At 34.8% G+C, this 26,828-nt stretch carries 22 protein-coding genes and 1 pseudogene; 22 read left to right on the top strand and 1 reads right to left on the bottom strand.

The window, feature by feature from the left end:
• The first annotated feature begins 54 nt into the window (after nt 1–54).
• From HT731_RS02610 to HT731_RS02510, 22 genes and pseudogenes are all read left to right on the top strand, one after another.
• On the top strand, nt 55–168 hold the full coding sequence (locus HT731_RS02610; RefSeq protein ID WP_061088362.1) for an LPXTG cell wall anchor domain-containing protein: 114 nt from the start codon (nt 55–57) through the stop codon (nt 166–168).
• A gap of 801 nt (nt 169–969) precedes the next feature.
• On the top strand, nt 970–1,509 hold the full coding sequence (locus HT731_RS09490; RefSeq protein WP_173277538.1) for a CatB-related O-acetyltransferase: 540 nt from the start codon (nt 970–972) through the stop codon (nt 1,507–1,509).
• Between the two features lie 116 nt (nt 1,510–1,625).
• Entirely contained in the window at nt 1,626–2,510 is an 885-nt protein-coding gene (locus tag HT731_RS02600) for a glycosyltransferase family 2 protein (RefSeq protein ID WP_173277547.1), read from the top strand.
• A 465-nt stretch (nt 2,511–2,975) separates the two neighbouring features.
• The gene (locus HT731_RS02595; protein ID WP_173277536.1) at nt 2,976–5,072 is read left to right on the top strand and encodes a glycosyltransferase; all 2,097 of its coding nucleotides are present in this window, start codon (nt 2,976–2,978) and stop codon (nt 5,070–5,072) included.
• Complete coding sequence (locus HT731_RS02590) at nt 5,062–5,928, top strand: DapH/DapD/GlmU-related protein (protein ID WP_173277533.1); 867 nt, start codon at nt 5,062–5,064, stop codon at nt 5,926–5,928. Before HT731_RS02595 ends, HT731_RS02590 begins: the two co-directional genes overlap by 11 nt.
• Before the next feature lie 119 nt (nt 5,929–6,047).
• Nucleotides 6,048–6,173, top strand: coding sequence for a hypothetical protein (locus HT731_RS09550; RefSeq protein WP_260424852.1), 126 nt, complete (start codon nt 6,048–6,050; stop codon nt 6,171–6,173).
• Entirely contained in the window at nt 6,121–6,510 is a 390-nt protein-coding gene (locus tag HT731_RS09340; RefSeq protein WP_345889914.1) for a hypothetical protein, read from the top strand. The genes HT731_RS09550 and HT731_RS09340 overlap by 53 nt, the downstream gene beginning before the upstream one ends.
• 268 nt (nt 6,511–6,778) lie before the next feature.
• Nucleotides 6,779–7,999, top strand: a complete 1,221-nt coding sequence (locus HT731_RS02580) for a glycosyltransferase (RefSeq protein WP_173277531.1) — start codon at nt 6,779–6,781, stop codon at nt 7,997–7,999.
• A gap of 12 nt (nt 8,000–8,011) precedes the next feature.
• On the top strand, nt 8,012–9,223 hold the full coding sequence (locus HT731_RS02575) for a glycosyltransferase family 8 protein (protein ID WP_173277530.1): 1,212 nt from the start codon (nt 8,012–8,014) through the stop codon (nt 9,221–9,223).
• A 239-nt stretch (nt 9,224–9,462) separates the two neighbouring features.
• Nucleotides 9,463–10,473 (top strand): sugar transferase, encoded by a 1,011-nt coding sequence (locus tag HT731_RS02570; RefSeq protein ID WP_173277528.1) that lies wholly within the window; start codon nt 9,463–9,465, stop codon nt 10,471–10,473.
• Between the two features lie 9 nt (nt 10,474–10,482).
• The gene (locus tag HT731_RS02565; protein ID WP_173277526.1) at nt 10,483–12,921 is read left to right on the top strand and encodes an SP_1767 family glycosyltransferase; all 2,439 of its coding nucleotides are present in this window, start codon (nt 10,483–10,485) and stop codon (nt 12,919–12,921) included.
• Between the two features lie 29 nt (nt 12,922–12,950).
• Nucleotides 12,951–14,180 (top strand): glycosyltransferase, encoded by a 1,230-nt coding sequence (locus HT731_RS02560; RefSeq protein WP_173277524.1) that lies wholly within the window; start codon nt 12,951–12,953, stop codon nt 14,178–14,180.
• Between the two features lie 56 nt (nt 14,181–14,236).
• Nucleotides 14,237–15,358 (top strand): annotated as a pseudogene (locus HT731_RS09335) (glycosyltransferase).
• 65 nt (nt 15,359–15,423) lie between these two features.
• Nucleotides 15,424–16,641, top strand: a complete 1,218-nt coding sequence (gene secY2 / locus HT731_RS02550; RefSeq protein ID WP_020900722.1) for an accessory Sec system protein translocase subunit SecY2 — start codon at nt 15,424–15,426, stop codon at nt 16,639–16,641.
• Between the two features lie 9 nt (nt 16,642–16,650).
• Nucleotides 16,651–18,231: an accessory Sec system protein Asp1 gene (asp1, locus tag HT731_RS02545; RefSeq protein ID WP_140833572.1), complete on the top strand. Its 1,581-nt coding sequence runs from the start codon at nt 16,651–16,653 to the stop codon at nt 18,229–18,231.
• Nucleotides 18,215–19,750 carry an accessory Sec system protein Asp2 gene (gene asp2 / locus HT731_RS02540; protein ID WP_140833570.1) on the top strand — a complete coding sequence of 512 codons (1,536 nt, stop codon included), beginning with the start codon at nt 18,215–18,217 and terminating at the stop codon, nt 19,748–19,750. The genes asp1 and asp2 overlap by 17 nt, the downstream gene beginning before the upstream one ends.
• A complete protein-coding gene (gene asp3, locus HT731_RS02535; protein WP_140833568.1) occupies nt 19,747–20,187 on the top strand; it encodes an accessory Sec system protein Asp3 in 441 nt (146 codons plus the stop codon). The genes asp2 and asp3 overlap by 4 nt, the downstream gene beginning before the upstream one ends.
• Entirely contained in the window at nt 20,180–22,552 is a 2,373-nt protein-coding gene (secA2, locus tag HT731_RS02530; protein WP_173277522.1) for an accessory Sec system translocase SecA2, read from the top strand. The genes asp3 and secA2 overlap by 8 nt, the downstream gene beginning before the upstream one ends.
• 11 nt (nt 22,553–22,563) lie before the next feature.
• Nucleotides 22,564–24,075 carry an accessory Sec system glycosyltransferase GtfA gene (gtfA, locus tag HT731_RS02525; RefSeq protein WP_173277520.1) on the top strand — a complete coding sequence of 504 codons (1,512 nt, stop codon included), beginning with the start codon at nt 22,564–22,566 and terminating at the stop codon, nt 24,073–24,075.
• The gene (gene gtfB / locus HT731_RS02520; protein WP_173277519.1) at nt 24,068–25,405 is read left to right on the top strand and encodes an accessory Sec system glycosylation chaperone GtfB; all 1,338 of its coding nucleotides are present in this window, start codon (nt 24,068–24,070) and stop codon (nt 25,403–25,405) included. Before gtfA ends, gtfB begins: the two co-directional genes overlap by 8 nt.
• 1 nt (nt 25,406) lies before the next feature.
• Nucleotides 25,407–25,586: an accessory secretory system protein Asp4 gene (gene asp4, locus HT731_RS02515; protein ID WP_173277517.1), complete on the top strand. Its 180-nt coding sequence runs from the start codon at nt 25,407–25,409 to the stop codon at nt 25,584–25,586.
• 4 nt (nt 25,587–25,590) lie between these two features.
• Entirely contained in the window at nt 25,591–25,815 is a 225-nt protein-coding gene (locus HT731_RS02510) for an accessory secretory protein Asp5 (protein WP_000569970.1), read from the top strand.
• 56 nt (nt 25,816–25,871) lie between these two features.
• Here the strand turns inward: HT731_RS02510 and HT731_RS02505 are convergent, their stop codons facing one another.
• Nucleotides 25,872–26,819, bottom strand: a complete 948-nt coding sequence (locus HT731_RS02505; RefSeq protein ID WP_173277515.1) for an aromatic acid exporter family protein — start codon at nt 26,817–26,819, stop codon at nt 25,872–25,874.
• Nucleotides 26,820–26,828: the final 9 nt, after the last annotated feature.

Raw genomic sequence — 26,828 nt, 5'->3', positions numbered from 1 at the left:
TCAGAATCAGCAAGCACAAGCGCTTCTGAATCAGCAGGTAAGTCAAGACAGCAATTGCCAAATACAGGTACAGAAGCTTCTAAGACATCTGTACTCCTTGGAGCCTTGGCAGCTGTGACTGGTCTAGGTCTGATCGCGAAACGCCGTAAACGTGATGATGAAGAGTAATCGGGTTAAAAATACATAAAAAGTATTATTATTATTTCGATTTATGAAAAATCCCTTGGATGGAAACTCATCCAGGGGATTTTTTGCATTATTTCGTCGTAAATGTCCACTAATGATCGATATTTGTATTCACATTTTTCCTGTACGATTGTAGCCTATGGTAAACAAGACTTTAAGACTTCATTTTACTTGTTGATTAATATCCTTGAAGAAATAAAACTTCATCGGCATGACATTGAATTGTGTATGATTATATTTCCGAGTTGTTAATTGTATGTAAGTTACTTTTATTATAAGGCTATTTGTGGTAAGATGTATATAATAACAGAACGCTATATAGTACCTCTATATTAATGGTTAGTAACATTAAATTTGTATAAAAGTTTTAGTTGGATGACAAGTTATTCATATTGTAGACACACTGATAGATATAGTCAATTTAGTTGAAGGGGGAAGTTTTAATTGCTATCTGGAAAATTCTGTCTATTTTCACATAAAAATAAGCAACACCAACGTTATTTTCAATTCTTATCTGATGGTAAGATTAGAGATATTGGTGGAGCAGGTCATGATAATGAGCGGTTTTGGAAATTAGAAGATCACAAACTTAAATTATATTCTAAGTCAGAGCAACTAACAGCAGTTTTTGAGTGTTGCTATGAAGAAGTAGGGCATTCCTACTGGGAAGGATTACATCAGGAAACGATTCCCTTAGAAATACGAATATATGATTCGCGTCCAGATTTATTTGATTACTTGACAAAATATACTTGTCGTTATTTAATTGATTACGGAGCCTTAATGGTAGGGAAACATACATATGGCATTCCACAATTAATTGACTATGACCACGGAGGTCAGGTTATAATTGGTGATTATTGTTCTATTGGGCATAATGTTCAATTTATCACTGCAAATCATGATTTAGAGTTGATTACAACTTATCCATTCAAGAGTTTAGAAGTATTTTACACGGATGAGTCATTGCAGATGACTGATGATCATATTTTGAAAAGTCCAACTCGAGTTGGTAATGATGTTTGGATTGGTAACAATGCTCAAATCATGGCTGGGGTAACTATTGGAGATGGTGCAGTCATAGCAGCAGGTGCTCTAGTGACCAAGGATGTAGAACCATATGCTGTTGTAGGAGGCAATCCAGCCAAAGTGATTCGTTATCGTATCGCAGAGCCTACTTTCCGTGAACAAATGTTAGAAATTGCGTGGTGGAATTGGCCAGAAGACATTATTTCTGAACGATTGGATAAAATCATGAGTAAGGATATATCAGGATTTATAAAAGAATACTTACAAAATGCTGGGGAAGTTAAATGTGACTAAACCGTTATTAGAAATATTAGAATTGATTTAGGGCATATCTTAAAAAATACCTACTGTACTGAAATCGACTTTGTGTTTTATATATTGCATCAGAAAAGGAGTGTATGATTAAAATGATGGAAAAAATAAGTGTTATCGTTCCTGTTTATATGTCAGAACTATATCTTGAAAAATGTTTGGATAGCATCGTTCAACAAACCTATCAAAATCTTGAAATTATTTTGATTAATGATGGCTCAACAGATGGTTCAGCAGCAATCTGTCAACGTTATCAAAATCAAGATGAACGTGTTAAAGTCTATCATAAAAGAAACGGTGGAGTTTCTTCTAGCCGCAATCGTGCCTTGGAAGTTGTAACTGGGGATTATATCGTTTTTGTAGATAATGATGACTGGTTGGAGTTGGATCATATCCAAAATCTTTATGATTTATTGAAAAAAACAGATGCAGATATTGCAATCGGAAACTTTACTCAATTTTTGGATGATCAAGCTAGTTTTTTGATTCATGTAGGAGCAGATGATTATTTTGAGCAGACTTATACGCCATTTGAATGGTTTAACCATCAATATGACAGTAAGTATAATTTCAGTCAATGTTTCACAGTTCCATGGGCGAAGTTATACAAGACAGAGCTGTTTAAGGATATTGTATATCCAACAGATAAAAGTGTAGAGGATGATTACACAACTTATAAAGTTTATCTTCAGGCAGATAAAATTGCTTTTATGAATAAGGCTATTTATATTCATAGAAAACGTTCTACAAGTGTTACAAGGACAGTCAATCTTGCAGATGTATATCCCTTAAAGAGTATTGAAGAACGTATGACTATTCTCCAATTAATTGGAGCTCCTCAGGAGTTATTAGATAGAGAAATTCAAGCTTATAAATGGCGATTATCTATTCATGAAGAAGAAACTCTTAAACATGGAGACGTGGAATCTTATCAACAAGTTTTTGTCAAAAAAGCAATTGCAGCTAAATATTTTAAAGGTTAGTAAAACACATTTCACAAATTTGTGTTTCTCTATTTTTAGATAGAAAAAGTGGCTTATACTCAAAAATTAGAATGTTATCTAATTTTTGATGTGGGTCGCTTTTTTACGTTTATTAGATAGCTATTCTAAAATAATAAAGCTAGTTACATCGATAGATTTCTAAAAGATACTTGATATGCATATAGACGAGTCATTTTTTAGATGTCTGAGATGAATTAAAAATTTATCTTTAGGATTGATCATTCGAAAATGTTATTGTGTAACTGCAGTAAGATTATAACGCTAAATATTTTAAGTTATTTAACTTATATTTTGCATTATTATTCAATTTAAGAGATAATTATAATTTAGTGCGGTATGAATGATTCTATCAATGAAATAAATATATTTTTTAATTTGGAAATTCCTTAATAGCTTAAAAAATAGCAAAAAAATGTTATAATATTAGGAAAGGAGAATAGCTTCATGACTGAAAAAATTACGGTAATTGTACCCGTTTATAATGTTGAACATTACCTAGATAAATGTTTGGATAGTTTAATTAACCAAACTTACAAAAATCTTGAAATTATTGTCATAAATGATGGTTCTACAGATAATTCGGGTGAAATTTGTCAAGAGTATGCACAAAAAGATAATCGTATTGTTTACATTGAAAAAGAAAATGGTGGGCAATCTGAAGCAAGAAATATGGGCTTAGATCGAATGACTGGATCTTATGTGACCTTTGTTGATTCGGATGATTGGGTCGAGTTAGATTATGTAGAAATCCTATATAAAAAAATAACGGAGTATCAGGCTGATATTGCTGTTGGAAATTATTATTCTTTTAATGAAGCTGAGGGGATGTACTACTTCCATGTATTTGGAGATTCCTATTATGAGAAAGTCTATGACAATGTTTCTATCTTTGAAAACTTGTACGAGTCTCAAGAAATGAAGAGTTTCGCTTTGATATCTGTTGGGGGAAAGCTTTATAAGGCAGATTTGGTTAAGCACTTACGTTTTGATGTAGGTAAGCTAGGAGAAGATGGTTATCTCAATCAAAAGATTTACTTACTTGCTGAGAAGACAATTTATTTGAATAAAGGCTTATATGCTTATCGCCAAAGAGAAGGAAGTAGCTCCAGAATTTGGACGGAAAAGTGGATGCATGCCTTGGTTGATGCTATGTCTGAGCGTATTACTCTACTAGTTAATATGGGATATCCTCTTGAAAAACACTTGGCAGTTTATCGTCAGATGCTGGAAGTCAGTCTAGCAAACGGTCAAGCTAGTGGATTATCTGCTACAGCAACGTATAAAGAGTTTGAAATGAAAAGAACTCTTTTAAATCAGTTATCAGTACAGGTGCAAAATGAAAAGAAAGCTATTGTCCTCGCAGCAAATTATGCCTATGTAGACCAAGTTTTAACGACTATCAAGTCTATTTGTTACCACAATCGCTCCATCCGTTTCTATTTGATTAATAGTGATTTTCCAAATGAATGGATGAAGCAATTAAATAAGCGCTTAGAAAAGTTTGATTCAGAAATTATCAATTGCCGAGTGACGTCTGAGCAAATTTCACGTTATAAAACGGATATTAGTTACACTGTTTTTCTGCGTTATTTTGTAGCTGATTTCGTGAAAGAAGATAAGGCTCTATATGTGGATTGTGATTTAGTTATAACGAAAAATCTAGATGACTTGTTTGCTACTGATTTACAAGATTATCCTTTGGCTGCTGTTAGAGATTTCGGGGGAAGAGCCTATTTCGGTCGAGAAATCTTTAATGCAGGTGTTCTCTTGATTAATAATGCTTTTTGGAAGCAAGAGAATATGACTCAAAAGCTGATTGACTTAACCAATGAATGGCATGATAAGGTTGATCAGGCTGATCAGAGTATTTTAAATATGCTTTTTGAAAACAGATGGTTGGAATTGGACTTTGATTATAATCATATTGTCATTCATAAACAGTTCACTGATTATCAATTTCCTGAAGGTCAAGATTATCCTAGTATTATCCACTATCTCTCACATAGAAAGCCGTGGTTTGATTTAGCTGCGCAGACCTATCGTGATGTTTGGTGGTATTATCATAGTATTGAATGGACAGAGTTAGGGAAAAATCATCATTTACACCCACTACAAAAATCCCATATCTATCCTATCAGAGAACCTCTTACTTGTTTAATTTATACGTCTTCAGATCATATTGAACAAATTGATACATTGATTCAATCCTTGCCAGATATTCAGTTTAAGATAGCGGCTAGAGTAATGGTCAGTGATCGTTTGAAACAATTGTTGATCTATCCAAATGTCACTGTTTATGCTGGGATTAATTATTTAGTAGAACTGGATCAAGAATTAATTGAGACTAGTCAGGTGCTTTTAGACATTAATCATGGTGAAAAAACAGAGGAAATGTTAGACCAATTTTCAGAAAGAGGAAAGTTAATTTTAGCTTTTGAAAATACAAAATATCGTGAAGTGGGACAGATAACCTACAAAGTAGAACAAGTTCAAACAATGATTGAAAAATTAAGAGAAGTGGAAGATAAACATGGATTTTAAAGATTCGGTAAAGTTATTAGGAGATTTTCATCATATAGAGATTTCTCCTACTAGTACTATTGAATTAGGAACAGATGTTACATTTCGTTCATTTGTAAGTTTAGAAGTAGCTAATAATGCTAAATTAACACTTGGAAATAGAGTTTTCTTTAATGACCATTGTACGATTCGTTGTGGTAAAGAAATTGAAATTGGTAAGGATACCATGTTTGGAGATGGGGTAAGGATTTTTGATCATAATCATAAATACTCAAATTACCATATCGAAAAAATTCAATTTACTGCTGACAAAATAACGATAGGAAACAATTGTTGGATTGGAACTAATGTTGTCATTTTAAAAGGAGTGACTATTGGAGATAATGTCATAATTGGAGCAAATGCTCTGATTTATAAAGATATACCAGCTAATTCTATCGTTACCTCTCAGGAGGAATTGAAAATCATTCCAAGGAAACAACACCAGTTTCATGTTTTCACTTTAACAGCTTCAGACACTTTAGAAAATTTAGACTATCTTGTTCAGAATCTGCCAGAGGTAGCTTTTCATATAGCAGCTAAAACAAATATTTCGGATTATCTTGAAAGTTTCAATCGTTATGAAAATGTGAATATATACACAAATGTTCATCATGATGATATTGTTGAGGATTTGATGAAGAAATCAGATATTTATTTAGATATCAACCATTGGGGAGAGGTGGATGGTATTGTTAATAGAGCAATAGAACAGAATAAACCTGTCTATACTTTTGAGAATACTAGTCATGATTCAAGTGGATATAGTAAAGTCTTTAGAACAGAAGATGCAAATGGAATGGTGACAGAGATACAAAAAATTTTAGGAGAAAAGTAATTATAATATGGAAATGAATTAATCAGTATCGCAGATCCAGTCTATAACGTTGAGAATTATTTACGAATGTACTTGGATAGTATTCAGAATCAGACGTATCAAAGTTTGAGGTTTTATTAATCAATGATGCCTCCCCAGACAATTCAGCATATATCTGTAGAGAATATCTTGCTAAGGATACTCGTTTCCGTTATTTTGAAAAAAGAAAATGGTGGATTATCTTCAGCGAGAAATATTGGAATTGAACGTTCGATAGGGACATATCTTACTTTTGTAGATTCTTCTTACTTAGAAACTTTATATGAACTGATGATAAAGTATAATGTAGATGTTTCAATAGTTTATTATGGTGCTTATGATGAGGAAAGAGCTTATGAATATGGAGATGAGTATGAGAATGTTTATAGTGGGAGAAAAGTAGTCGAACAGCTACCTAAATTTGAAGGGGGAGACTCAACGTTGCAAACTTCATGGTGTATATTGTCAAAACGTGAACTATTTGATCAAATAACATTTCCAGCAGGAAGGATTAAAGAAGATATAGGTACAAATTATAAGTTATCTATGCAAGTAAAAAAATAACTTATATATCGTATTCGAAAGATTAGCATTTCAAATAATGGTTTTTCAGAAAAAATGATTAGAGATAATCATGATTTGAGATTGGAAAGGATTACGATGGTAGCATAAAAAGATTACGATATAAGTCAGTACGTTTAATAACATCATTTTTATCTAGACTATTGGCATCGAATTGCAAATGAAAAAGGACTAGAAAACAGTATTGAAACTAAGAGGCTAGAGGAATTAGACTTTTTATTAACAGGGATAATCTATGAGGAGAAATAAAGTGAAAAAAGCAATCGTTCTTGGAGCAGATAATGGTTATTTAAATAAGCTAGAGACTACAATTAAGTCGGTATGTACGCATAATAGAAACTTAAAATTTTATATTTTTAATGATAATCTTCCGAGTGAATGGTTTCAAGTTATGAATAGACGATTAAAAGTAATTGATTCAGAAATTGTCAATGTCAAGATTTCGAATCATCAATTAGAGGGCTATCATCTTCCAAGTGCTTATTTATCCTACGCTACATTTTTTAAATATTTTATAGCAGATTTTGTAGTGGAAGAAGAAGCCTTATATCTTAATTCGGATATAGTAGTGACTCATTCGTTGGATGAACTATTTCAGGAAGAATTAGGAGACTATTGGATTGCTGGTGTTCGGGACTATTTTGTAAAAGGGTATGAAAATCGCTTTAATTCAGGAATGATGTTGATTAACGTTAGTAAATGGAGACAAGAAAATCTTTCTGCAAAACTAATTGAGCTAACAAATAAACATCATCAAGAAGTTTTTGGGGATCAAGGTATTCTCAATATGGTATTTGGGGAAAACTGGAAAAAATTGGATCGTAAATACAATTTTATGGTTGGTTTAGATAGTTTAATTCATATCGCTGTTGAGGCAACTCCAGAAGTACTATCATCGTGGTACAATTCAGCCCTTCCTGACGATGTTTTGCCTTATATCATCCACTATACAGGAGAGAAACCTTGGTTGCATATGAGTCAAAATCGTTATAGAGATATTTGGTGGTTCTATCAGGGGCTAGATTGGTCGGATATTTTGTTACGTAAAGAAAGGGTATTTCAGACATATCAAGATTTGACAGTTATTCCTAAGGCATACACAGCTATTTTTACAAATAGTTGTGAGCTGGAGCAAGTAGAATATTTAATAGAAAATTTACCAGATGTTCATTTTTCTATATTAGCTCATACTTGGGTTGCCTCTAATATTATTGATTTAATGAGATATCCTAATGTAACAGTTTATCAACAGTACAATCGTTTTTCTTATGATAAAGTAATGAAAAAATTAGATTTTTATTTAGATATAAACTATCATGATGAGATTGATGATATTACAAATGTAGTAATGAATATGGGGAAACCAGTGTTTTCTTTTTCAAATACAAATCATTGCAACGAGGGAGCTCAAGTATTTTCTCCTACCGATCCAGATCAAATGGTTCGGGAAATTAGAAAGTATATAGATTAAGAGGAGGGATAAATGACAAAGAAAGTTATTGTTTTAGGTGCAGATAATGGTTATCAAGATAAGGTAGAGACAACAATTAAATCAATTTGTGCTCACAATCGTAATTTGAAATTTTATGTCTTTAATGATGATATTTCATCAGAATGGTTTCAATTAATGTCTAAAAGACTAGAGTTATTATCGTCAGAAATTGTTAATGTGAAAATAACAAATCATAGTCTACGAGACTATAATCTTCCATTGTCTCATTTGAGTTATGCTGCATTTTTTCGTTATTTTATTCCTCAATTTGTGAAGGAAGATAAGGTCTTGTATTTGGATTCAGATATTATAGTTAGAACAAATATAGATGAGTTGTTTTTAGAGGATATTACTGATTACCCTTTAGTGGCTGTAGCAGATGCCTTAGTTCCATCTACTTTTAATTCTGGAGTTATGCTAATTAATGTTGCTTTATGGAGAAAAGAAAATGCAACAGAAAAACTTCTTGAGTTGACAAATGAATTTCATACTAGTACTTTCGGAGATCAGGGGATTTTAAATAAATTATTTGAAAATCGTTGGTATGCTTTAGATTCTTCTTATAATTTTATGGTTGGAATGGATACAGTTGCAAGAAATTATCAAATTGAAAATTGGTATACTGATTCATTAGAACTAGAAGAGACTGCTAAAATTATTCATTTTACAGGAGACAAACCATGGTATCAAGTGAATTTAAATCGCTTTAGAGAAGATTGGTGGTTCTATTATTCTTTGGAATGGTCTGATATTGTGATGAGAAAAGCTGACTTTAAGAAGGGATTAAACTCACTCATAGAAGCACCACTCTATCATACAGCTATTTTTACAAATACTTGTCACATAGAGCATCTGGAATATTTGATTAGAGAATTACCGCAGGTTCACTTTTCAATTCTGGCTCATACAGGCTTTGCATCTGAAATTGTTGATTTACAACGATATTTAAATGTACGAATACTACCTTCATTCAATCCGATGAATTTCAAAAAGGTCATAGAAAAGATTGATTTCTATTTGGATATTAATTATGAAAATGAAATTGCTAATATTATTGAAGAGGTGTATCAAATTGGAAAACCTATTCTTTCATTTGATAATACTTGTCATCATGTAGAAAAAGCAAGTTTCATCTGTGAATCTAAGAGACCGGAAAAGATGGTAGATACGATTAAAGAATTATTGAATAGTGATAGATACTAAAATATAGGCAGTTAAAGAATTGACACTTACTGGACCTGGAAGATACTTCTAAGAGTTTCAAAGGTGGTCTATCCTAGTTAGTTTGGGTTATGATTTAATAAACCATATTTTGATTGACAGAAATCAATTAGATAGTCTTGAAGAAGAATAAAATATACAGTTCACAGATATTTATAGAAGAATGATGGAAAAATTGTCTTTACTTCCGTAGATAGTAATAAAAAATGAGATAATATAATATGAAACTACATTTAACAAACTTATATGGAATGGCTGGCGATAGTACCGTCATTCTAGCTCAAAATGCTGTTCAAAAGATAGCCAGTCAACTGGGATTTAGAGAAGTTGGTATTTATTTTTACAATATTGCTTCAGATAGTCCTTCTGAAATGAATAAGCGTCTGGATGGTATTATGGCCAGTATCTCTATTGGAGATATATTAGTCTTTCAGTCTCCTACTTGGAATGGCTTTGAATTTGATCGTGTCTTATTTGATAAGCTGAAGGATATGCAGGTGAAAATTATTTGCTTTATCCATGATGTTGTCCCTCTCATGTTTGACAGTAACTATTATCTCATGAAAGAATACATGTATATGTATAATTTATCAGATGTTTTAATAGTACCGTCAGAGAGAATGAAAGACCGCCTGATTGAAGAAGGACTGACAACTAAGAAGATTCTTATTCAAGGTATGTGGGATCATCCTCATGATTTATCCTTATATACTCCAACTTTTAAAAAAGAACTTTTTTTTGCTGGAAGTTTAGAGCGTTTTCCAGACTTACAAAATTGGTCTCAAGATACGCCTTTAAGAGTATTTTCAAATAAAGGTGAGGCTAGTTCTAACGCTAGAAATCTTAGCATTGAAGGATGGAAAAAAGACGAAGAACTGTTACTAGAATTATCAAAAGGTGGATTTGGTCTTGTCTGGGGAACTCATCAAAATGATGGAGAAAGTAACCAATATTACACCCTGAATATATCTCATAAGGTTAGTACCTATCTGACAGCTGGCATACCGGTAATTGTACCAAGTAGCTTGTCAACTGCTAAATTTATAGTAGATCAAGGCTTGGGCTTTGTGGCAGATAGCCTAGAAGAGGTTCATGAGATAGTTGATAAAATGAATCAACAAGAATATCAAGAAATGACGAATCGGATAAAGATCTTTAGCTATCTGTTAAAAGAGGGTTATTTCACTAAAAAATTATTGGTAGATGCAATCTACCATTTGGGAATTGCTTAAGAGAATAAGATGATTAAAACAATTGTATTAGCTGGTGATTGTAATTACACCACGCAATTAGAAACAACCATAAAATCTATCCTATACTACAACCGAGATGTTAAGATTTATATTTTAAATCAAGATATCATGCCAGATTGGTTTCGAAAACCACGAAAAATAGCTCGCATGTTAGGTAGTGAGATTATCGATGTTAAACTACCTGAACAGACTGTATTTCAGAATTGGAAAAAACAAGCTCACATTAGTTCGATTGCTTATGCTAGATATTTTATCCCAGATTATATACAAGAAGATACGGTTTTGTATTTGGATTGTGATTTAATTATCAATGATAAATTAGACAATCTATTTGAGCAGAATATAGAAGAACGTTATCTCGCAGCGATTAGAGATGCAAATGGTCAAGTTTTTAATACTGGTGTTCTACTAATCAATAATGAAAAATGGCGTCAAGAGAAACTAAAAGAACGACTAATTGAACAGTCTATCCTAACAACAAAGGAAGTTGAAGAAGGTCGTTTTGAACATTTTAATGGAGATCAAACGATTTTCAATCAAGTCTTGCAAGATGATTGGTTGGAGCTAGGTCGAGCTTATAATTTACAAGTAGGATATGATGGTGTTGCTTTGTATAATAATTGGCAGGAACATCTAGCTTTTAATGACAAACCAGTGGTGATTCATTTTACGACCTACAGAAAGCCTTGGACTACCTTGATAGCCAATCGTTATCGTGATTTATGGTGGGAATTCCATGATTTGGAATGGAGTCAGATTTTACAACACCATATAGGAGAGTTTGAACTTCTACCTCGTCTAGATAGAGAATTTTCGTGTTTAACTTTAACTAATTCCCAAGATTTAGAAGGAATAGAGGAGCTGGTTACAGCTCTACCAGATGTGGTATTTCATATTGCGGCTTGGACGGATATGGGTGAGGAACTAACAAAATTAGCTGTATATGATAATGTGAGATTACATCCACAGATTGTTCCACCTGTACTGGAAAAACTGAAAAGAAAAGTGGGTATTTATTTGGATATCCATCAGGGATTGGAAGTTGACAGTATCTTGAAAGATGTTGATAAACTTGGGATTCCTATCCTAAGCTTTTCCAATACACAGCATGGAATGTATAACCAAATGGTATTTGACAAAGAAGATATCAATTTAATGATAGAAGCTATCAAAGACTATGCTAGCCATTCTCGGTTTTTAAAAGATTATAATCAGGGGACATTTCATTGCTTAATATTTACAGATACACAAGACATTGAACAATTAGACTATTTAGCTCAATATCTTCCACATGTTATTTTTGATGTCGCAGCTTGGACAGATATGGGGCCTAAGTTATATGAACTACAAAATAACTATCGAAATATTCGTTTACATCCAGCTATAACTATAGAAAAATTAGAACAATTAAAAGTAAGAATGGGCTTGTATTTGGATATTAGCTGTGGTCATTCGACACATGATATTGTGAAGTCAGTTTATGAAATGAATAAAATCATTTTCTCTTTTGAGAGTACCCAACATGGCTCTTTTGGACAACAGATATACTTTTCAAAATCACCTGAACGTATGGTAGAAGATATTAAAAATCTTATTTCTGGAACATTCCAAGCAAGAACTCCAGCGATTATTGTTAAGGATATCGGTCAAACTCTAGATTATGTAATAGAAAACCAATCTTCTATTATTCGCTTTGGAGATGGAGAGATGGATTTAATGTTAGGGAAATCTATTCCTTATCAAGTATATGATGAGAATCTTGCAAGTCAGTTGAAAGAGATTATTTCTCTTCAAAGTGATGAAAAATTAGTTATCGGCTTACCAAATGTATTTGCTGATCGTTCTAATTTTACACCAGCAGCGGAAGCCTTCTGGAAGGGACATTTAGAACATCATTTAAAAGATTATGTAGAATTAGCTAGAGCAGATTGGTATGGGACTACATTTGTATCTCGGCCATACATAGACTATGTGGACAAATCTAAATCGTTTAGTCAGTTTGAAAAATTAAAACAAATTTGGAAGGATAAGGACATTCTGATTGTAGAAGGAGTAACTTCTCGTTCAGGTGTAGGTAATGATTTATTTGATGGAGCAAATTCAATTAAGCGGATTATCTGTCCCTCCCATAATGCTTATGCGCGTATAGAAGAGATTCAAGAAGCTGTATTACAGTATGCTGAAAATCGCCTTATTTTATGTATGCTTGGTCCTACAGCTAAAATTTTATCCTATAATCTTTTTAAGAAGGGTTATCGGGTTCTAGATATTGGTCATATTGATTCAGAGTATGAATGGATGAAAATGGGAGTTGATACAAAGGTTAAATTGCATCACAAGCATACTGCGGAACATAATTTTGATCAAGATATTGAATTTATAGAAGATGAGGCATATAATAGTCAAGTGCTCACTGTCTTATCGTAATGAATTACCTTAAACTTAAAGGAGATAAAATGTTAGAAGATAAAAAAGCTGTAGTTTTTGCAGGAGACTATGGATATATTAGACAGATTGAGACTGCCTTAAAATCTTTGTGTTATCACAATAGTGGTTTGAAAGTTTATATTTTCAATCAAGACATTCCTCAAGAGTGGTTTCGTTTCTTACGACCAAAATTACAAGAAATAGGAAGCGACTTGATTGATTGTAAGTTAATTGGTCCCCAATTTCAAATGAACTGGTCAAATAAATTGCCTCATATCAATCATATGACCTTTGCACGCTATTTTATACCAGATTTTGTAACAGAAGATAAAGCTCTCTATCTAGATAGTGATTTGATTGTAACTGGTGATTTGACCGATTTGTTTGAACTAGATTTAGGTGAAAATTATCTGGCAGCAGCACGTTCTTGTTTTGGAGTAGGAATTGGCTTTAACGCTGGTGTTCTTTTAATCAATAATAAAAAATGGAAATCTGAAAATGTTCGACAAAAATTGATTGAATTAACAGAAAAAGAACATGAAAATGTGGCAGAAGGAGATCAGTCCATTTTAAATATGCTCTTTCATGATTGTTACAAAGATTTAGATTGGAATTACAATTTTCAAATAGGATTTGACTATGGTGCTGCAGCACATAATCATGAATTTATTTTTCAGATTTCATTAAATCCATTACCGACAATTTTACATTTCTTATCTCAGGATAAACCTTGGAATCAATTTTCTGTAGGTAGATTAAGGGAAGTTTGGTGGCATTATAACTTACTCGAGTGGTCTGAAGTTGTTAAACATTGGAGTGAACAAGGTCTTTGTTACACTGTTGAAGAATATCTACCAAAATTTCACTGTGTCAATTTAACTAATTCTTGGAATGTTGAAAAAATTGACTATCTTATTCAGAAATTGCCCAATGTCCATTTTCATCTTACGGCATTTACAAATATGTCAGGTGAGCTGCTTTCTCTTTCTCGTTTTCATAATGTGACTTTATATCCAAATATATTGCCTCTTTTAGTAGAGAAAATAGTTGAGAAATCAGACTTATATTTAGATATTAATCATGACGGAAAAATGGACATAGTTTATGAGTATGTAAAAAAACATCAAAAACCAATGTTAACATTTGATAACACATATTTCTCTGGTATACCTGAGGAAAGATATGTTGGGATTTGCCATCATGATAGACCTGATGATATGGTAGAAATGATTAAGAATTTTATGGAAGGAAAGTCATAAGAAAATTAATTGTCTTAGCAGCGGATAATGCTTATTTAGTTTAGTTAGAGACAACAATTAAGTCGATTCTTTGTCATAATACAGAAGTTGATTTTTATATTTTAAATAGTGATATAGCACCAGAATGGTTTAAGTTATTAGTTCCTAAATTAAAATATTTTGATTCCAGTATTAAAAATATTCGTTTGGATTCTAGTGACTTTAAAGATTTTAAAACGGCAAATTCTATAAACTATGCTACATTTTATAGATTTTTAATCCCTAACATTGTTGAAGAAGGTAGAGCTTTATATCTTGATTGTGAGTGGTGATTTAAGTCCCTTATTTGAATTAGATTTTAATGGCTATTCTATAGCAGCAGTACAGGACAAATATGGATAGGAACTTTCTATTAATGGTTTCATGCTGGAGTATTATTAATCAATAATGATATGTGGAGAGATCAAAATATTACGCATGAGTTATTGGTATTGACAGAAGAAAAGCAAGATCAAGTTCAAATGGCAGACCAAAGTATCTTAAATATTTATTTTGAGACTAGATGGTTACATTTAGATTACAAGTTTAATCAATTAACTGGTTTGGATTTTCTACATATGTCAGGGAAAATAGAAAATTTAAATAAAAAGTGGCCGGTAATTACGCATTTTGCAGATCCTGATAAACCTTGGAAGACTTATAGTATATCGCGTCTTCGAGAACTGTGGTGGGTATATAGAGATTTAGATTGGTCTGAAATGATATCAGAAAAAGCAAATCTTAATTATTTTGAACGTAGTAACCAATCTAAGAAGAATGCTTTTATTGCAACATGGGTTTTAGAAGTAGAGCATTTAGAATATTTAATAAAGTCTTTACCAGATTGGCATTTTAATATCGGAGCTCCAGTATATTGTGCTCCTGCTTTAACTCATCTTTCAGTTTATGAAAATGTGAAACTTTATCAGAGTATCATTCATAATAGGATTGATTGGCTTTTAGATGATGCGACGGTCTATTTAGATATTAATCATGGAGCAGAGGTTTTGGATGTCTTGTCTAGGACCAGGGATAAAGAGATAAAAATATTTACTTTTGATAATACTAGGAAATTCTTAGATGATAGTATTTACAGTGGTATTTTCTCTGTAGATAGACCTGACGAAATGGTTAAAGCTATAAAGAGTTTGGAAAACTAGTCTTAAGTCAAGTACAAATTTTAACTATAGTGAAATTCAAACTAAGATTTAATAAGGAGTATTTCGTGAAAAAAATTTATTCATCAATAGCAGTAAAAAAGGGATTGATAACTTTATTTTTGCTGTTTATCTATGTATTGGGAAGCCGACTTACTCTTCCTTTTGTTGATTTGAACAGTAGAGACTTTCTAGGTGGTTCAACGGCATATTTGGCGTTTTCAACAGCACTACTAGGAGGGAATCTGAGAAGTTTGTCTCTGTTTTCTATAGGATTATCACCATGGATGTCGTCAATGATTCTATGGCAACTACTCTCTTTTTCTAAGAAATTGAATATTTCTTCAGGGGCAGTAGAAGTTCAAGATAGAAGAAAGATGTATTTAACACTAGTCATTGCTTTGATTCAATCTTTAGCGCTCTCATTGAATTTACCGATACAACATCTTTATTCCTCCTTATTAGTGATCATAATGAATACTCTGTTATTAATAGCTGGCTCCTTCTTTCTCATATGGTTATCAGATTTAAATGCTCAACTTGGAGTAGGTGGTTCTGTAGTTATTTTACTAGCTAGTATTATTTTAAATATTCCACAAGATATTATAAATACATTTCAGCTTGTTCGAATTTCTATGGGTGTAATGTTACTTATTGTATTGAGTAGTATTGTATTAATTTATATGATGGTACTTATGTATAGAGCGCGTTATCGTATACCAGTTCATAAGATTGGTTTACGTAGTCGATTTAAGCGCTATTCTTATTTGGAAATAATGTTAAATCCAGCTGGTGGTATGCCTTTTATGTATGTAATGAGTTTTTTAAGTTTACCTACCTATATCTTTTTATTGTTACAGACTCTTTTTCCGAAGTCATCAGTTTTCTCTGAACTATCGGCTCAATATGGAGTCGGAAAACCATTATGGATTTATTCATATATTGCCATGATTTTTTTATTTAGTATTGCCTTTGCTTTTGTCAATATGAGTGGAGACCAAATCTCAGATCGGATGAAGAAATCTGGAGAGTATATCTATGGAGTTTACCCAGGAGAGGAAACAAGTCATTTTATTAATCGATTAGTGTTGCGCTTTTCGATCATAGGAGGAATCTTTAATGTTTTGATGGCAGGTACTCCAATGTTATTTGTTTTATCTGATGAAAATTTATTGAGGATTGCTATGATTCCAGGTTTATTTATGATGTTCGGAGGTATGATTTTTACAATTAAAGATGAAATGAAAGCTCTGAGATTAAATGAAACTTATAAACCCTTGATTTAGGAGGTTTTTATGTATTATTTTATACCAGCTTGGTATGGTTCAAACCGCCAATGGCACGCTGATTTGACTCCATGGTATTATTCTCACTTTAAGCTTGAATTTGATGATACATTCAATCAAATTAGGCTTTTTCAAAGACAAGGGATACCGTCTCGACTACTAGTATTAGCCTATCAGCCACATTTGCGTTACTTTTTACATAGACATGGTGTATTAGAGACAGAAGTCTATTCTATCTTTGATGACATGCAAGACTTGCAAGACCCCCACACTCAGGTTCTTAATATAAGAGATATAGAGTGGGATAGTGATTGTCAATTTCTTTATAGTCCTTTTGCGATAGTGGTTCAAAAAAATGGTAAAAAGTATGCAAAGGTGGAGCATGGAGTAGAAGGATTTATCAGTGATATCCAATACTTTGATAAGAATGGCCAGATAAGTCAGCACTATATTATGGATGACCGTGGTTTTGTATCAAGTGTTATTTATTTCGAAGATGGACAGCCTACCTATCAGGACTATTTGAATCCTAAGGGGATTTGGAGATTTAGAGAGTATTTAAACGAGGGAGGCCGAGTAGAGGTAAATCCAATATTTGGCTATCAATTTAAACATCTTCACTACGCTGATATGAGTCAATTGGTTGCAGAGTTTTTTGATAAATATATTCAAAAGAAACAAAAAAAACAGGATATTTTCATTATCCCTTCTCATCCCTATCATGACCAATTTATCTTCAGTTGCCTACCAAGTGAAACTGCTAAAATATTGAGTCTTTTCATTAATAGGAATGCTCAAGCTAGTTTTAAAGACTTAGCTCTATCATTTGATCAGGCAGATATAGTCTTAGTAGATAGAGAAGATAGTTTACAACTCTTGCAGGAACTATATCCTACTCTATCGGATAAATTTTATCATCTTTCTCCTTTTGATACGCGTTTACGACTGGGAAGAAGTCAGACTAGAAAAGAATCGATTATTTATTATCAATTAGATTTTTCTGAAGGAATTGATAGACAAGCCTTATTTCAGGTCTTATCATTCATTGCTGAAACAAAAAATACAGAAGTTATTTTTGGTGCCTTTTCTGCTAGTCAGCAACAAATGGAAGAGGTAGAATCACTTGTCAATGAAATCATTCAGGAACAAATCCATACTGATAGTTTAAAAAAAGGAATAGATTACGGTGAGGCAGAAAATCCTTTAGAAGAAAATCAAGAGCAGGAATTACGTTTTCAATTTGTCAATATGAATGACGAGTTGGATTTGATTAAGACACTAGAGTTTGTTCGTTTGATTGTGGATCTCAATAAACAACCCCACCTCTATACCCAAATAGCAGGTATTAGTGCAGGGATTCCTCAGATTAATCAGGTCGAAACCGTCTATGTGGAACATTTGAAAAATGGTTATTTGATTTCAGATGTGACCGAATTTTCCAAGGCGGCACATTACTATACAGATAAACTGAAAGAATGGAACCAAGCATTAGTATACTCTATTGATAAAATCAAGGAGCATACTGGACAACGATTCTTAGATAAGTTGCATCACTGGATTGAGGAGGTTACAGATGTCAAAGGATTATAAGATCCTACAGATAGGGATTGATAATTGGGCTCATCATTATGAAATTCCTGAAAACATGGATTGGTATTACTTCTGTCCCAACTCACCGCTAGCCCTTCGTAAAATGATGGAAATGGAAGGGATAACCAGTTTTCATGCTATCTTAATAGAGGATGGACAGTATTTATCTGATTTACTGCCTTTTATTCATCATATTGAGCCTTACACTCTTTTTTATGATCAAGAGTTTAAGACGTCCGATTCGGTTATTTTTGATTTGTTAAAGCAGAGGTGTGCTCAGGCTATAGACTTCTCAGATCCTCAGCAATTAGTCAATGATTTGTCCACTTCTCTCTTTGGTGGAGGTTACGGTGATAAACTATTTCCATCTGGTATCCAAATTCATCCCTCCTTTAAAGGTTCTATTTCTTATCAAGGATTTGAACACGTGACTCTAGAAGGGAATTTTGGAGAGGATTTCCAACAACTAGCTTACTGGTCCTATAATTTTATGGTCGATAAAAACTTACCCATAGAACTATGGTTAGAGTACAAAAAACAAGGAAATTTTGAGTTTAGGTTGGTGATTCGCAAGATATGGAATGGTTCAGTGGATGAATTTTTTGAAGAGGAAGTTTATTTAGAAGCTGATTTAGAAAAAGCTATAATTATGGATAGTAAAGAGGCTAATTATTTGATATATATATCGATTGAAGGACGTGGTGAAGGCAAACTCCAGTTAGGGAATCTTCACCAACGTTGGAGCCGAAAACAGTTTGGGAAATTTGTCCTTGGTGGTAACATATTACATGACGAAAATCGAGATGAAATTAATTACTTTTTCCATCCAGGTGATTTTAAGCCACCTTTAGCTGTTTACTTTTCAGGTTTTCGTCCAGCTGAGGGATTTGAAGGATATTTTATGATGAAAAATTTAGGATGTCCATTTCTTCTATTTTCGGATCCTCGTCTTGTGGGTGGAGCCTTTTACTTAGGTAGTGAAGGATTAGAGAATAAGATTAAGGAAACCATTCAATATTATTTGGATTATCTTGGTTTGACATCTAAAGATTTAATTTTATCAGGCTTATCAATGGGAACTTTTCCATCGCTCTACTATGGAGCCACTTTTGAACCGCGTGCAGTTATTGTCGGGAAGCCACTAGCTAACATTGGGACTATTGCAAGACGAGGGCGTTTAGAGGCACCAGGAGTATTTAATACAGGATTTGATGTACTGAGACATCAGACGGGCGGAGTTAGTCCCCAGCATATGGAAGATCTGGATCAAACTTTTTGGAATGCTTTTAAAAAGGCTGATTTCACCCAGACAATTTTTGGTTTGTCCTATATGAAGGATGAAGATATGGACAGCAAAGCCTACGATCAGTTAGTAGAACATCTTTGCCATACAGGGGCTAAGATTTTGTCTAAAGGTACAGATGGACGACATAATGATGATACAGATACCAATGTTGCTTGGTTTCTACATTTTTACCGTATGATTTTGAAATCAGATTTTGGAAGGTTGGACAAATGATTATCAATCAGAGAACAGACATTAAGTGGGGCGAAGTAGGGGGGACATTTATGTATGGTAGTAAGGTAACCTATTATGAAGACAAACATATTAGTCTATATAATCCCTTAGTGACATCAGGAGAAATCTTAAAAACATGGTTTTCTAATGTCAATTACCAGGCTGCTCGTACTCAGCCTAGCCTCCCTTTGTTAAAAAGAAATCACGATTATCAATTATGCATGAATTTTGAATGCCAACCTACAAATGGAGTTTATACAAAGATTGCCTTTTTTGATAGATACGGAGATGTGATTGAAGAGAAAATTGAAAAAATGAAAGTCTTTGATTTTACTTATCCTGATGATACCTATACCTACCAAGTTTCCCTTCTAAGTGCTGGTTTTGAGTCCTTGGATTTCTATTCTTTTTCTATTAAGGAGATGAATCGTGTTTAAAGGTTTATATCAAGATTTCCAACTTCGTAAAGTCAAAAGAATTTTAAAGAAGATTAATGCCCTTAAAGGAACGATGAAGTCTTTATCAGACCAAGAACTAGCGGCAAAAACAGTGGAGTTTCGTCAACGTCTTGCTGAGGGTGAAACTCTTGACGACCTATTGGTAGAAGCGTTTGCAGTTGTTCGTGAAGCGGATAAACGTGTATTGGGCATGTTTCCCTATGATGTCCAAGTCATGGGAGGAATTGTTATCCATCAGGGAAATGTCGCTGAGATGAATACAGGTGAGGGAAAAACCTTGACAGCTACTATGCCTGTTTATCTCAATGCCCTGACAGGAAAAGGAACCATGCTGATTACCACCAATGACTATCTAGCTAAACGCGATGCTGAAGAGATGGGACAAGTTTACCGTTTCTTAGGATTGACAATTGGGGTACCTTTTACAGATGATCCTAAAGAGGAATTGACGTCAGAAGAGAAAAAAAGAATTTATGCATCCGATATCATTTATACAACTAATAGTAATTTAGGTTTTGATTATTTAAATGATAATCTAGCCTCAAATGAGGAAGGAAAATTTTTACGACCATTTGATTACGTCATTATTGACGAGATTGATGATATTCTATTGGACAGTTCTCAGACACCTCTGATCATTGCCGGAGCCCCGCGTGTTCAGTCTAATCACTACGGTATTATTGACACGCTGGTAACGACTTTGGTAGAAGGGGAGGACTATATCTTTAAAGAGGAGAAGGATGAAATCTGGCTCACTACCAAGGGGGCTAAGGCTGCTGAAAGTTTCTTAGGAATAGATCATTTTTATAAGGAAGAACATGCGGTCTTTGCTCGTCATTTAGTGTATGCGATTCGAGCCCATAAACTCTTTACCAAAGACAAGGACTATGTCATTCGTGGGAACGAAATGGTACTGGTAGATAAGGGAACAGGTCGTTTGTTGGAACAAACTAAACTTCAAGGAGGTCTTCATCAGGCCATTGAGGCAAAGGAACATGTCAAATTATCTCCAGAAACAAGGGCTATGGCTTCTATCACCTATCAGAGTCTTTTTAAAATGTTCAATAAGATATCCGGGATGACAGGTACAGGTAAGGTTGCAGAAAAAGAGTTTATTGAAACCTACAATATGTCTGTAGTGCGCATTCCAACCAATCGTCCTAGACAACGGATTGACTATCCAGATAATCTATATATCACTTTACCTGAAAAAGTGTATGCTTCCTTGGAGTACATTAAGGAATACCATGCTAAGGGAAATCCCTTGCTCGTTTTTGTAGGCTCAGTTGAAATGTCTCAGCTTTATTCATCACTCTTGCTTCGTGAAGGGATTGCTCATAATGTTCTAAACGCTAATAATGCGGCGCGTGAGGCCCAAATCATCTCCGAGTCAGGTCAGATGGGGGCTGTGACAGTGGCTACCTCTATGGCAGGACGTGGTACGGATATTAAGCTAGGTAAAGGAGTAGCAGAGCTTGGGGGCTTGATTGTTATTGGAACGGAGAGGATGGAAAGTCAACGCATTGACCTGCAAATTCGTGGCCGTTCTGGTCGTCAGGGAGATCCTGGTATGAGTAAGTTTTTTGTATCTTTAGAGGACGATGTTATCAAGAAATTTGGCCCATCTTGGGTGCATAAAAAGTATAAAGACTACCAAGTTAAAGATATGACTCAACCGGAAGTACTGAAAGGTCGTAAATATCGTAAGCTAGTAGAAAAGGCTCAGCATGCTAGTGATAGTGCTGGACGTACGGCGCGTCGTCAGACACTAGAATATGCGGAGAGTATGAATATTCAACGGGATATGATTTATAAGGAGCGTAATCGTCTAATAGATGGTTCTCGTGACTTAGAAGATGTTGTTGATGAAATCATTGCTAGCTACATAGATCAAGTGACTTCTTCAGACTATGAAAGCCGAGAACTACTCTTCCACTTCATTGTGACCAATATTAGTTTCCATATTAAAGAAGTTCCAGACTATGTAAATGTGACTGACAAAATCGCAGTTCGTAGCTTTATGAAGCAGGTGATTGATAAAGAACTTTCTGAAAAGAAAGAATTACTTGATCAGCATGGTCTGTATGAACAGTATTTACGACTTTCTATGCTCAAGGCTATTGATGACAACTGGGTAGAGCAGGTAGACTATCTCCAACAGTTATCGATGGCTATCGGTGGCCAGTCTGCTAGTCAGAAAAACCCGATCGTAGAGTACTATCAAGAAGCCTACGCAGGTTTTGAAGCCATGAAAGAACAGATTCGGTCTGATATGGTACGTAATCTTTTGATGGGACTTGTTGAAGTTACTTCTAAAGGTGAAATTATGACTCATTTCCCATAAGAGGAGAATATATGACAATTTATAACATAAATTTAGGAATTGGTTGGGCCAGCAGTGGTGTTGAATATGCCCAAGCCTATCGTGCGGGTGTTTTTCGGAAATTAAATTTGTCCTCTAAGTTTATCTTTACGGATATGATTTTAGCTGATAACATTCAGCACTTAACATCTAATATTGGTTTTGATGATGATCAGGTGATCTGGCTTTATAATCATTTTACAGACATAAAGATTGCACCGACTAGCGTGACAGTGGATGATGTCCTGGCTTATTTCGGTGGTGAAGAAAGTCACAGAGAAAAAAATGGTAAGGTCTTGCGTGTCTTCTTTTCTGATCAAGATAAGTTTGTAACCTGTTATTTGGTAGATGAGGACAAGGACTTGGTTCAACACGCGGAATATGTCTTTAAAGGAAAACTGATTCGTAAGGATTACTTTTCTTATACGCGTTATTGTAGCGAGTATTTTGCTCCCAAGGACAATGTTGCAGTCCTATACCAACGAACTTTTTACAATGAAGACGGAACTCCGGCCTATGATATCTTGATGAATCAAGGGAAGGAAGAAGTTTATCGTTTCAAGGATAAGATTTTATATGGGAAACAAGCCTTCATGCGTGCCTTTATGAAATCCTTGAATTTGAATAAGTCTGATTTGGTCATTCTTGATAGGGAGACAGGCATTGGACAGATTGTTTTTGAGGAAGCACAAGCAGCGCATTTAGCGGTAGTTGTTCATGCGGAGCATTATAGTGAAAATGCTACAAATGAGGACTATATCCTTTGGAACAACTACTATGACTATCAGTTTACAAATGCAGATAAGGTTGACTTCTTTATCGTATCAACTGATAAGCAGAGAGAAGTTCTGCAAGAGCAATTTGCCAAATACACCCAGCACCAACCAAAGGTTGTTACCATTCCTGTAGGAAGTATTGATTCCTTGACCGAGTCAAGTCAAGGACGTAAGCCATTTTCATTGATTACCGCTTCACGTCTTGCCAAAGAAAAACACATTGACTGGTTGGTCAAGGCGGTCATTGAAGCTCGTAAGGAAATACCTGAACTAACCTTTGATATTTATGGTAGTGGTGGAGAAGATTCTCTGCTTAGAGACATTATTGCAACTCATCAGGCTGAGGATTATATACAGCTCAAGGGGCATGAGGAACTTTCGCAGATTTATAGCCAGTATGAGGTTTACTTGACGGCTTCTACTAGCGAAGGATTTGGTTTGACCTTGATGGAAGCAATTGGTTCAGGTCTACCCTTAATCGGTTTTGATGTTCCATATGGAAATCAAACTTTCATTGAAGACGGTAAAAATGGCTACTTGATTCCAAGCTCATCTGACCATGTGGAGGATGAAATCAAGAAAGCTTATGCAGCTAAGATTTGCCAAGTGTATCAAGAAAATCGTTTGGAAGCCATGCGTGCCCATTCTTACCAAATTGCAGAAGGCTTCTTAACAGAAGAAATTTTAGAAAAGTGGAAGAAAACAGTAGAGGAGGTGCTCCATGATTGAACTTTATGATCGTTATAGTCAGGAAAGTCGAGATTTACATGAAAGTTTAGTCGCTACTGGTCTTTCTCAACTTGGAGTAGTCATCGATGCAGATGGTTTTCTTCCTGATGGTCTGGTCTCTCCTTTTACTTATTATCTAGGATATGAAAAGGGAAAACCTCTTTATTTTAACCAAGTTCCTGTTCCAGCTTTTTGGGAAATTTCAGGAAATAATCAGTCTGCTCGTATTGAAGATATGACAGAGGAGAGAGCCGTCATTCATTATGCTGATGGTTTGCAGGCTCGTTTGGTTAAGCAAGTAGACTGGAAAGATCTAGAAGGTCGAGTACGTCAGGTTGATCATTATAATCGCTTTGGTGCTTGCTTTGCTACAACGACCTATAGCGCAGATAGTGAGCCGATTATGACAGTTTACCAAGATGTCAATAGTCAACAAGTTTTACTTGAAAACCATGTGACGGGTGATATCTTATTGACTTTGCCTGGTCAGTCCATGCGTTACTTTGCAAATAAGGTTGAATTTATAATCTTCTTTTTGCAAGATTTAGGATTGGATAGTCATCAGCTTATCTTTAATACCTTAGCGACTCCTTTCTTGGTTTCCTTCCATCATCCAGATAAGTCTGGCTCAGATGTTTTGGTTTGGCAGGAACCTCTCTATGATACCATTCCAGGCAATATGCAGTTGATTTTGGAAAGTGATGATGTGCGTACTAAGAAAATCATCATTCCCAATAAGGCGACTTATGAACGTGCTTTAGAGTTGACTGACGAGAAATACCATGATCAGTTTGTGCACTTGGGTTACCATTATCAGTTCAAACGTGATAATTTCCTAAGACGAGATACCTTAATCTTGACTAATTCAGATCAGATTGAGCAAGTAGAAGCAATCGTAGAAGCCTTGCCTGATGTTACCTTCCGTATCGCAGCGGTGACAGAGATGTCTTCTAAGCTCTTAGACATGCTTCGCTATCCTAATGTGGTCCTTTATCAGAACGCTAGTCCACAGAAGATTCAGGAGCTGTATCAACTGTCGGATATTTACTTGGATATAAACCACAGCAATGAGTTGTTGCAGGCGGTGCGTCAGGCCTTTGAACATAATCTCTTGATTCTTGGATTTAACCAAACGGTACACAATAGACTCTATATCGCTCCTGATCATCTATTTGAAAGTAGTGAAGCTTCTGCTTTGGTTGAGACCATTAAACTGGCTCTTTCAGATGTTGAGCAAATGCGTCAGGCACTTGGCAAACAAGGACAACATGCAAATTATGTTGACTTGGTGCGATATCGGGAAACCATGCAAACTGTTTTAGGAGGCTAACATGTCAGACGAAGATTTATTTTACAAAGACGTTGAAGGTCGCATGGAAGAGTTGAAACAAAAACCCATCAAGAAGGAAAAAGAAACCCGAGGGGAAAAGATTAGTAAAACTTTTTCACTCTTACTGGGTTTGATGATTCTGATTGGTTTGATCTTTACTTTGCTGGGAATTTTGAGGTAGGTCTATGATTGAAATACTGATTGTTTTAGCTATTATCCTATCTCTTGCTTTGATTGTATTGGTAACCATACAACCCCGTCAAAATCAACTCTTTTCCATGGATGCCACCAGTAATATTGGTAAACCAAGTTACTGGCAGAGCAATACTTTGGTAAAGGTGCTTACTTTATTGGTGAGTTTGGCCTTATTCGTCCTATTACTAACCTTTATGGTGATAACTTACAAATAAAAGAAAACTTCAGATATTCACCTTTTGTGATTGGTCTGAAGTTTTCTTTTTTACTGTCAATATTTATGGTAAAAATCAACTTTTACTTGGATGAAGGTTTTGGCTTCGCGTAGGAGTTGGAGAAGCGTGGCACGGGTTTCAAATTCTTCTCTTGTCTTGGGTAGACTGCGGTTCCGAAAGACTTCTAGATAGCGTTCAATTTCATCCAGTAAATCAGAAGCAGGATTGGTCTGGCTCAGTTGACCGGCAATTTTTGAAAAGAGTTGGGCCAAAATTAGACTTTCACTGGCAGCTAGGTGACAGGTGTTGATTTGCTGGGCCATATTTCGCAGGATACGGCTTTGTCGCTGTCTCATCTCAAAATAGTGGATATGGTAGTCGGTCTGATGAAAGAGGTGGTCAGAATGATCCAAATAGACCAGTCTGATGGCTTCTTCCAAAAGGGAGTCTAATTCATCTACCAGCTGTGCTCGGTTGCGTCCATCCCCTCTGGATAAATAATATTTGAAGCGCTGGAGGATATCTTTTAACTTTTCTTCAACCAGCGTGTGGTAGTGCTGGATTTCCTCTTCACGTGAAGGCATATAGAGATTTACAAGTAAGGCAAATCCTGTACCGATAGCAAAGAGAAGGAATTCATTGACTAGAAGGTCTAGAGAGCTTGACTCTTGAACCAAGAGGTGGCTAACCAAAACGCTACTTGGTGTGATGCCAATTTCCCAGCCCATCCTGTAGGCCAGGGGAACGTATAGGGCAAGATAGAGGCCAAGGCTCCAGATATGAAATCCGCTCAAGTGAAAAGCCAAAACACCAATCGCCAGAGCTAGAAGCATGGAAAAAAGACGATTGCGAGCCAGTTTTAAAGTACTTCTACGCGTATCAGATAGGCTCAAGAGAGCGATGATTCCGGCCGAAACTGCTGAGGAAAGATTGAGAAAATAAGCAAGAAGGCAGGCAAGACAGGTAGCTAAGATGAGTTTGGTCGTACGTTGGCTAATAGACATAAGAATTTC

The organism is Streptococcus sp. k-163 (assembly GCF_013277555.1).
In the GTDB taxonomy this organism is placed as follows: Bacteria; Bacillota; Bacilli; order Lactobacillales; family Streptococcaceae; genus Streptococcus.
The sequence above is the reverse complement of the archived record's forward strand: the minus strand, read 5'-3'. Positions and strand labels throughout refer to the sequence as shown.

Coding starts and splice junctions, on each gene's coding strand:
- HT731_RS09490 (WP_173277538.1), top strand. CDS start 970: ATGGTAGGGAAACATACATATGGCATTCCACAATTAATTGACTATGAC.
- HT731_RS02600 (WP_173277547.1), top strand. CDS start 1,626: ATGGAAAAAATAAGTGTTATCGTTCCTGTTTATATGTCAGAACTATAT.
- HT731_RS02595 (WP_173277536.1), top strand. CDS start 2,976: ATGACTGAAAAAATTACGGTAATTGTACCCGTTTATAATGTTGAACAT.
- HT731_RS02590 (WP_173277533.1), top strand. CDS start 5,062: ATGGATTTTAAAGATTCGGTAAAGTTATTAGGAGATTTTCATCATATA.
- HT731_RS02575 (WP_173277530.1), top strand. CDS start 8,012: ATGACAAAGAAAGTTATTGTTTTAGGTGCAGATAATGGTTATCAAGAT.
- HT731_RS02570 (WP_173277528.1), top strand. CDS start 9,463: ATGAAACTACATTTAACAAACTTATATGGAATGGCTGGCGATAGTACC.
- HT731_RS02565 (WP_173277526.1), top strand. CDS start 10,483: ATGATTAAAACAATTGTATTAGCTGGTGATTGTAATTACACCACGCAA.
- HT731_RS02560 (WP_173277524.1), top strand. CDS start 12,951: ATGTTAGAAGATAAAAAAGCTGTAGTTTTTGCAGGAGACTATGGATAT.
- asp1 (WP_140833572.1), top strand. CDS start 16,651: ATGTATTATTTTATACCAGCTTGGTATGGTTCAAACCGCCAATGGCAC.
- asp2 (WP_140833570.1), top strand. CDS start 18,215: ATGTCAAAGGATTATAAGATCCTACAGATAGGGATTGATAATTGGGCT.
- asp3 (WP_140833568.1), top strand. CDS start 19,747: ATGATTATCAATCAGAGAACAGACATTAAGTGGGGCGAAGTAGGGGGG.
- gtfA (WP_173277520.1), top strand. CDS start 22,564: ATGACAATTTATAACATAAATTTAGGAATTGGTTGGGCCAGCAGTGGT.
- gtfB (WP_173277519.1), top strand. CDS start 24,068: ATGATTGAACTTTATGATCGTTATAGTCAGGAAAGTCGAGATTTACAT.
- asp4 (WP_173277517.1), top strand. CDS start 25,407: ATGTCAGACGAAGATTTATTTTACAAAGACGTTGAAGGTCGCATGGAA.
- HT731_RS02510 (WP_000569970.1), top strand. CDS start 25,591: ATGATTGAAATACTGATTGTTTTAGCTATTATCCTATCTCTTGCTTTG.
- HT731_RS02505 (WP_173277515.1), bottom strand. CDS start 26,819: ATGTCTATTAGCCAACGTACGACCAAACTCATCTTAGCTACCTGTCTT.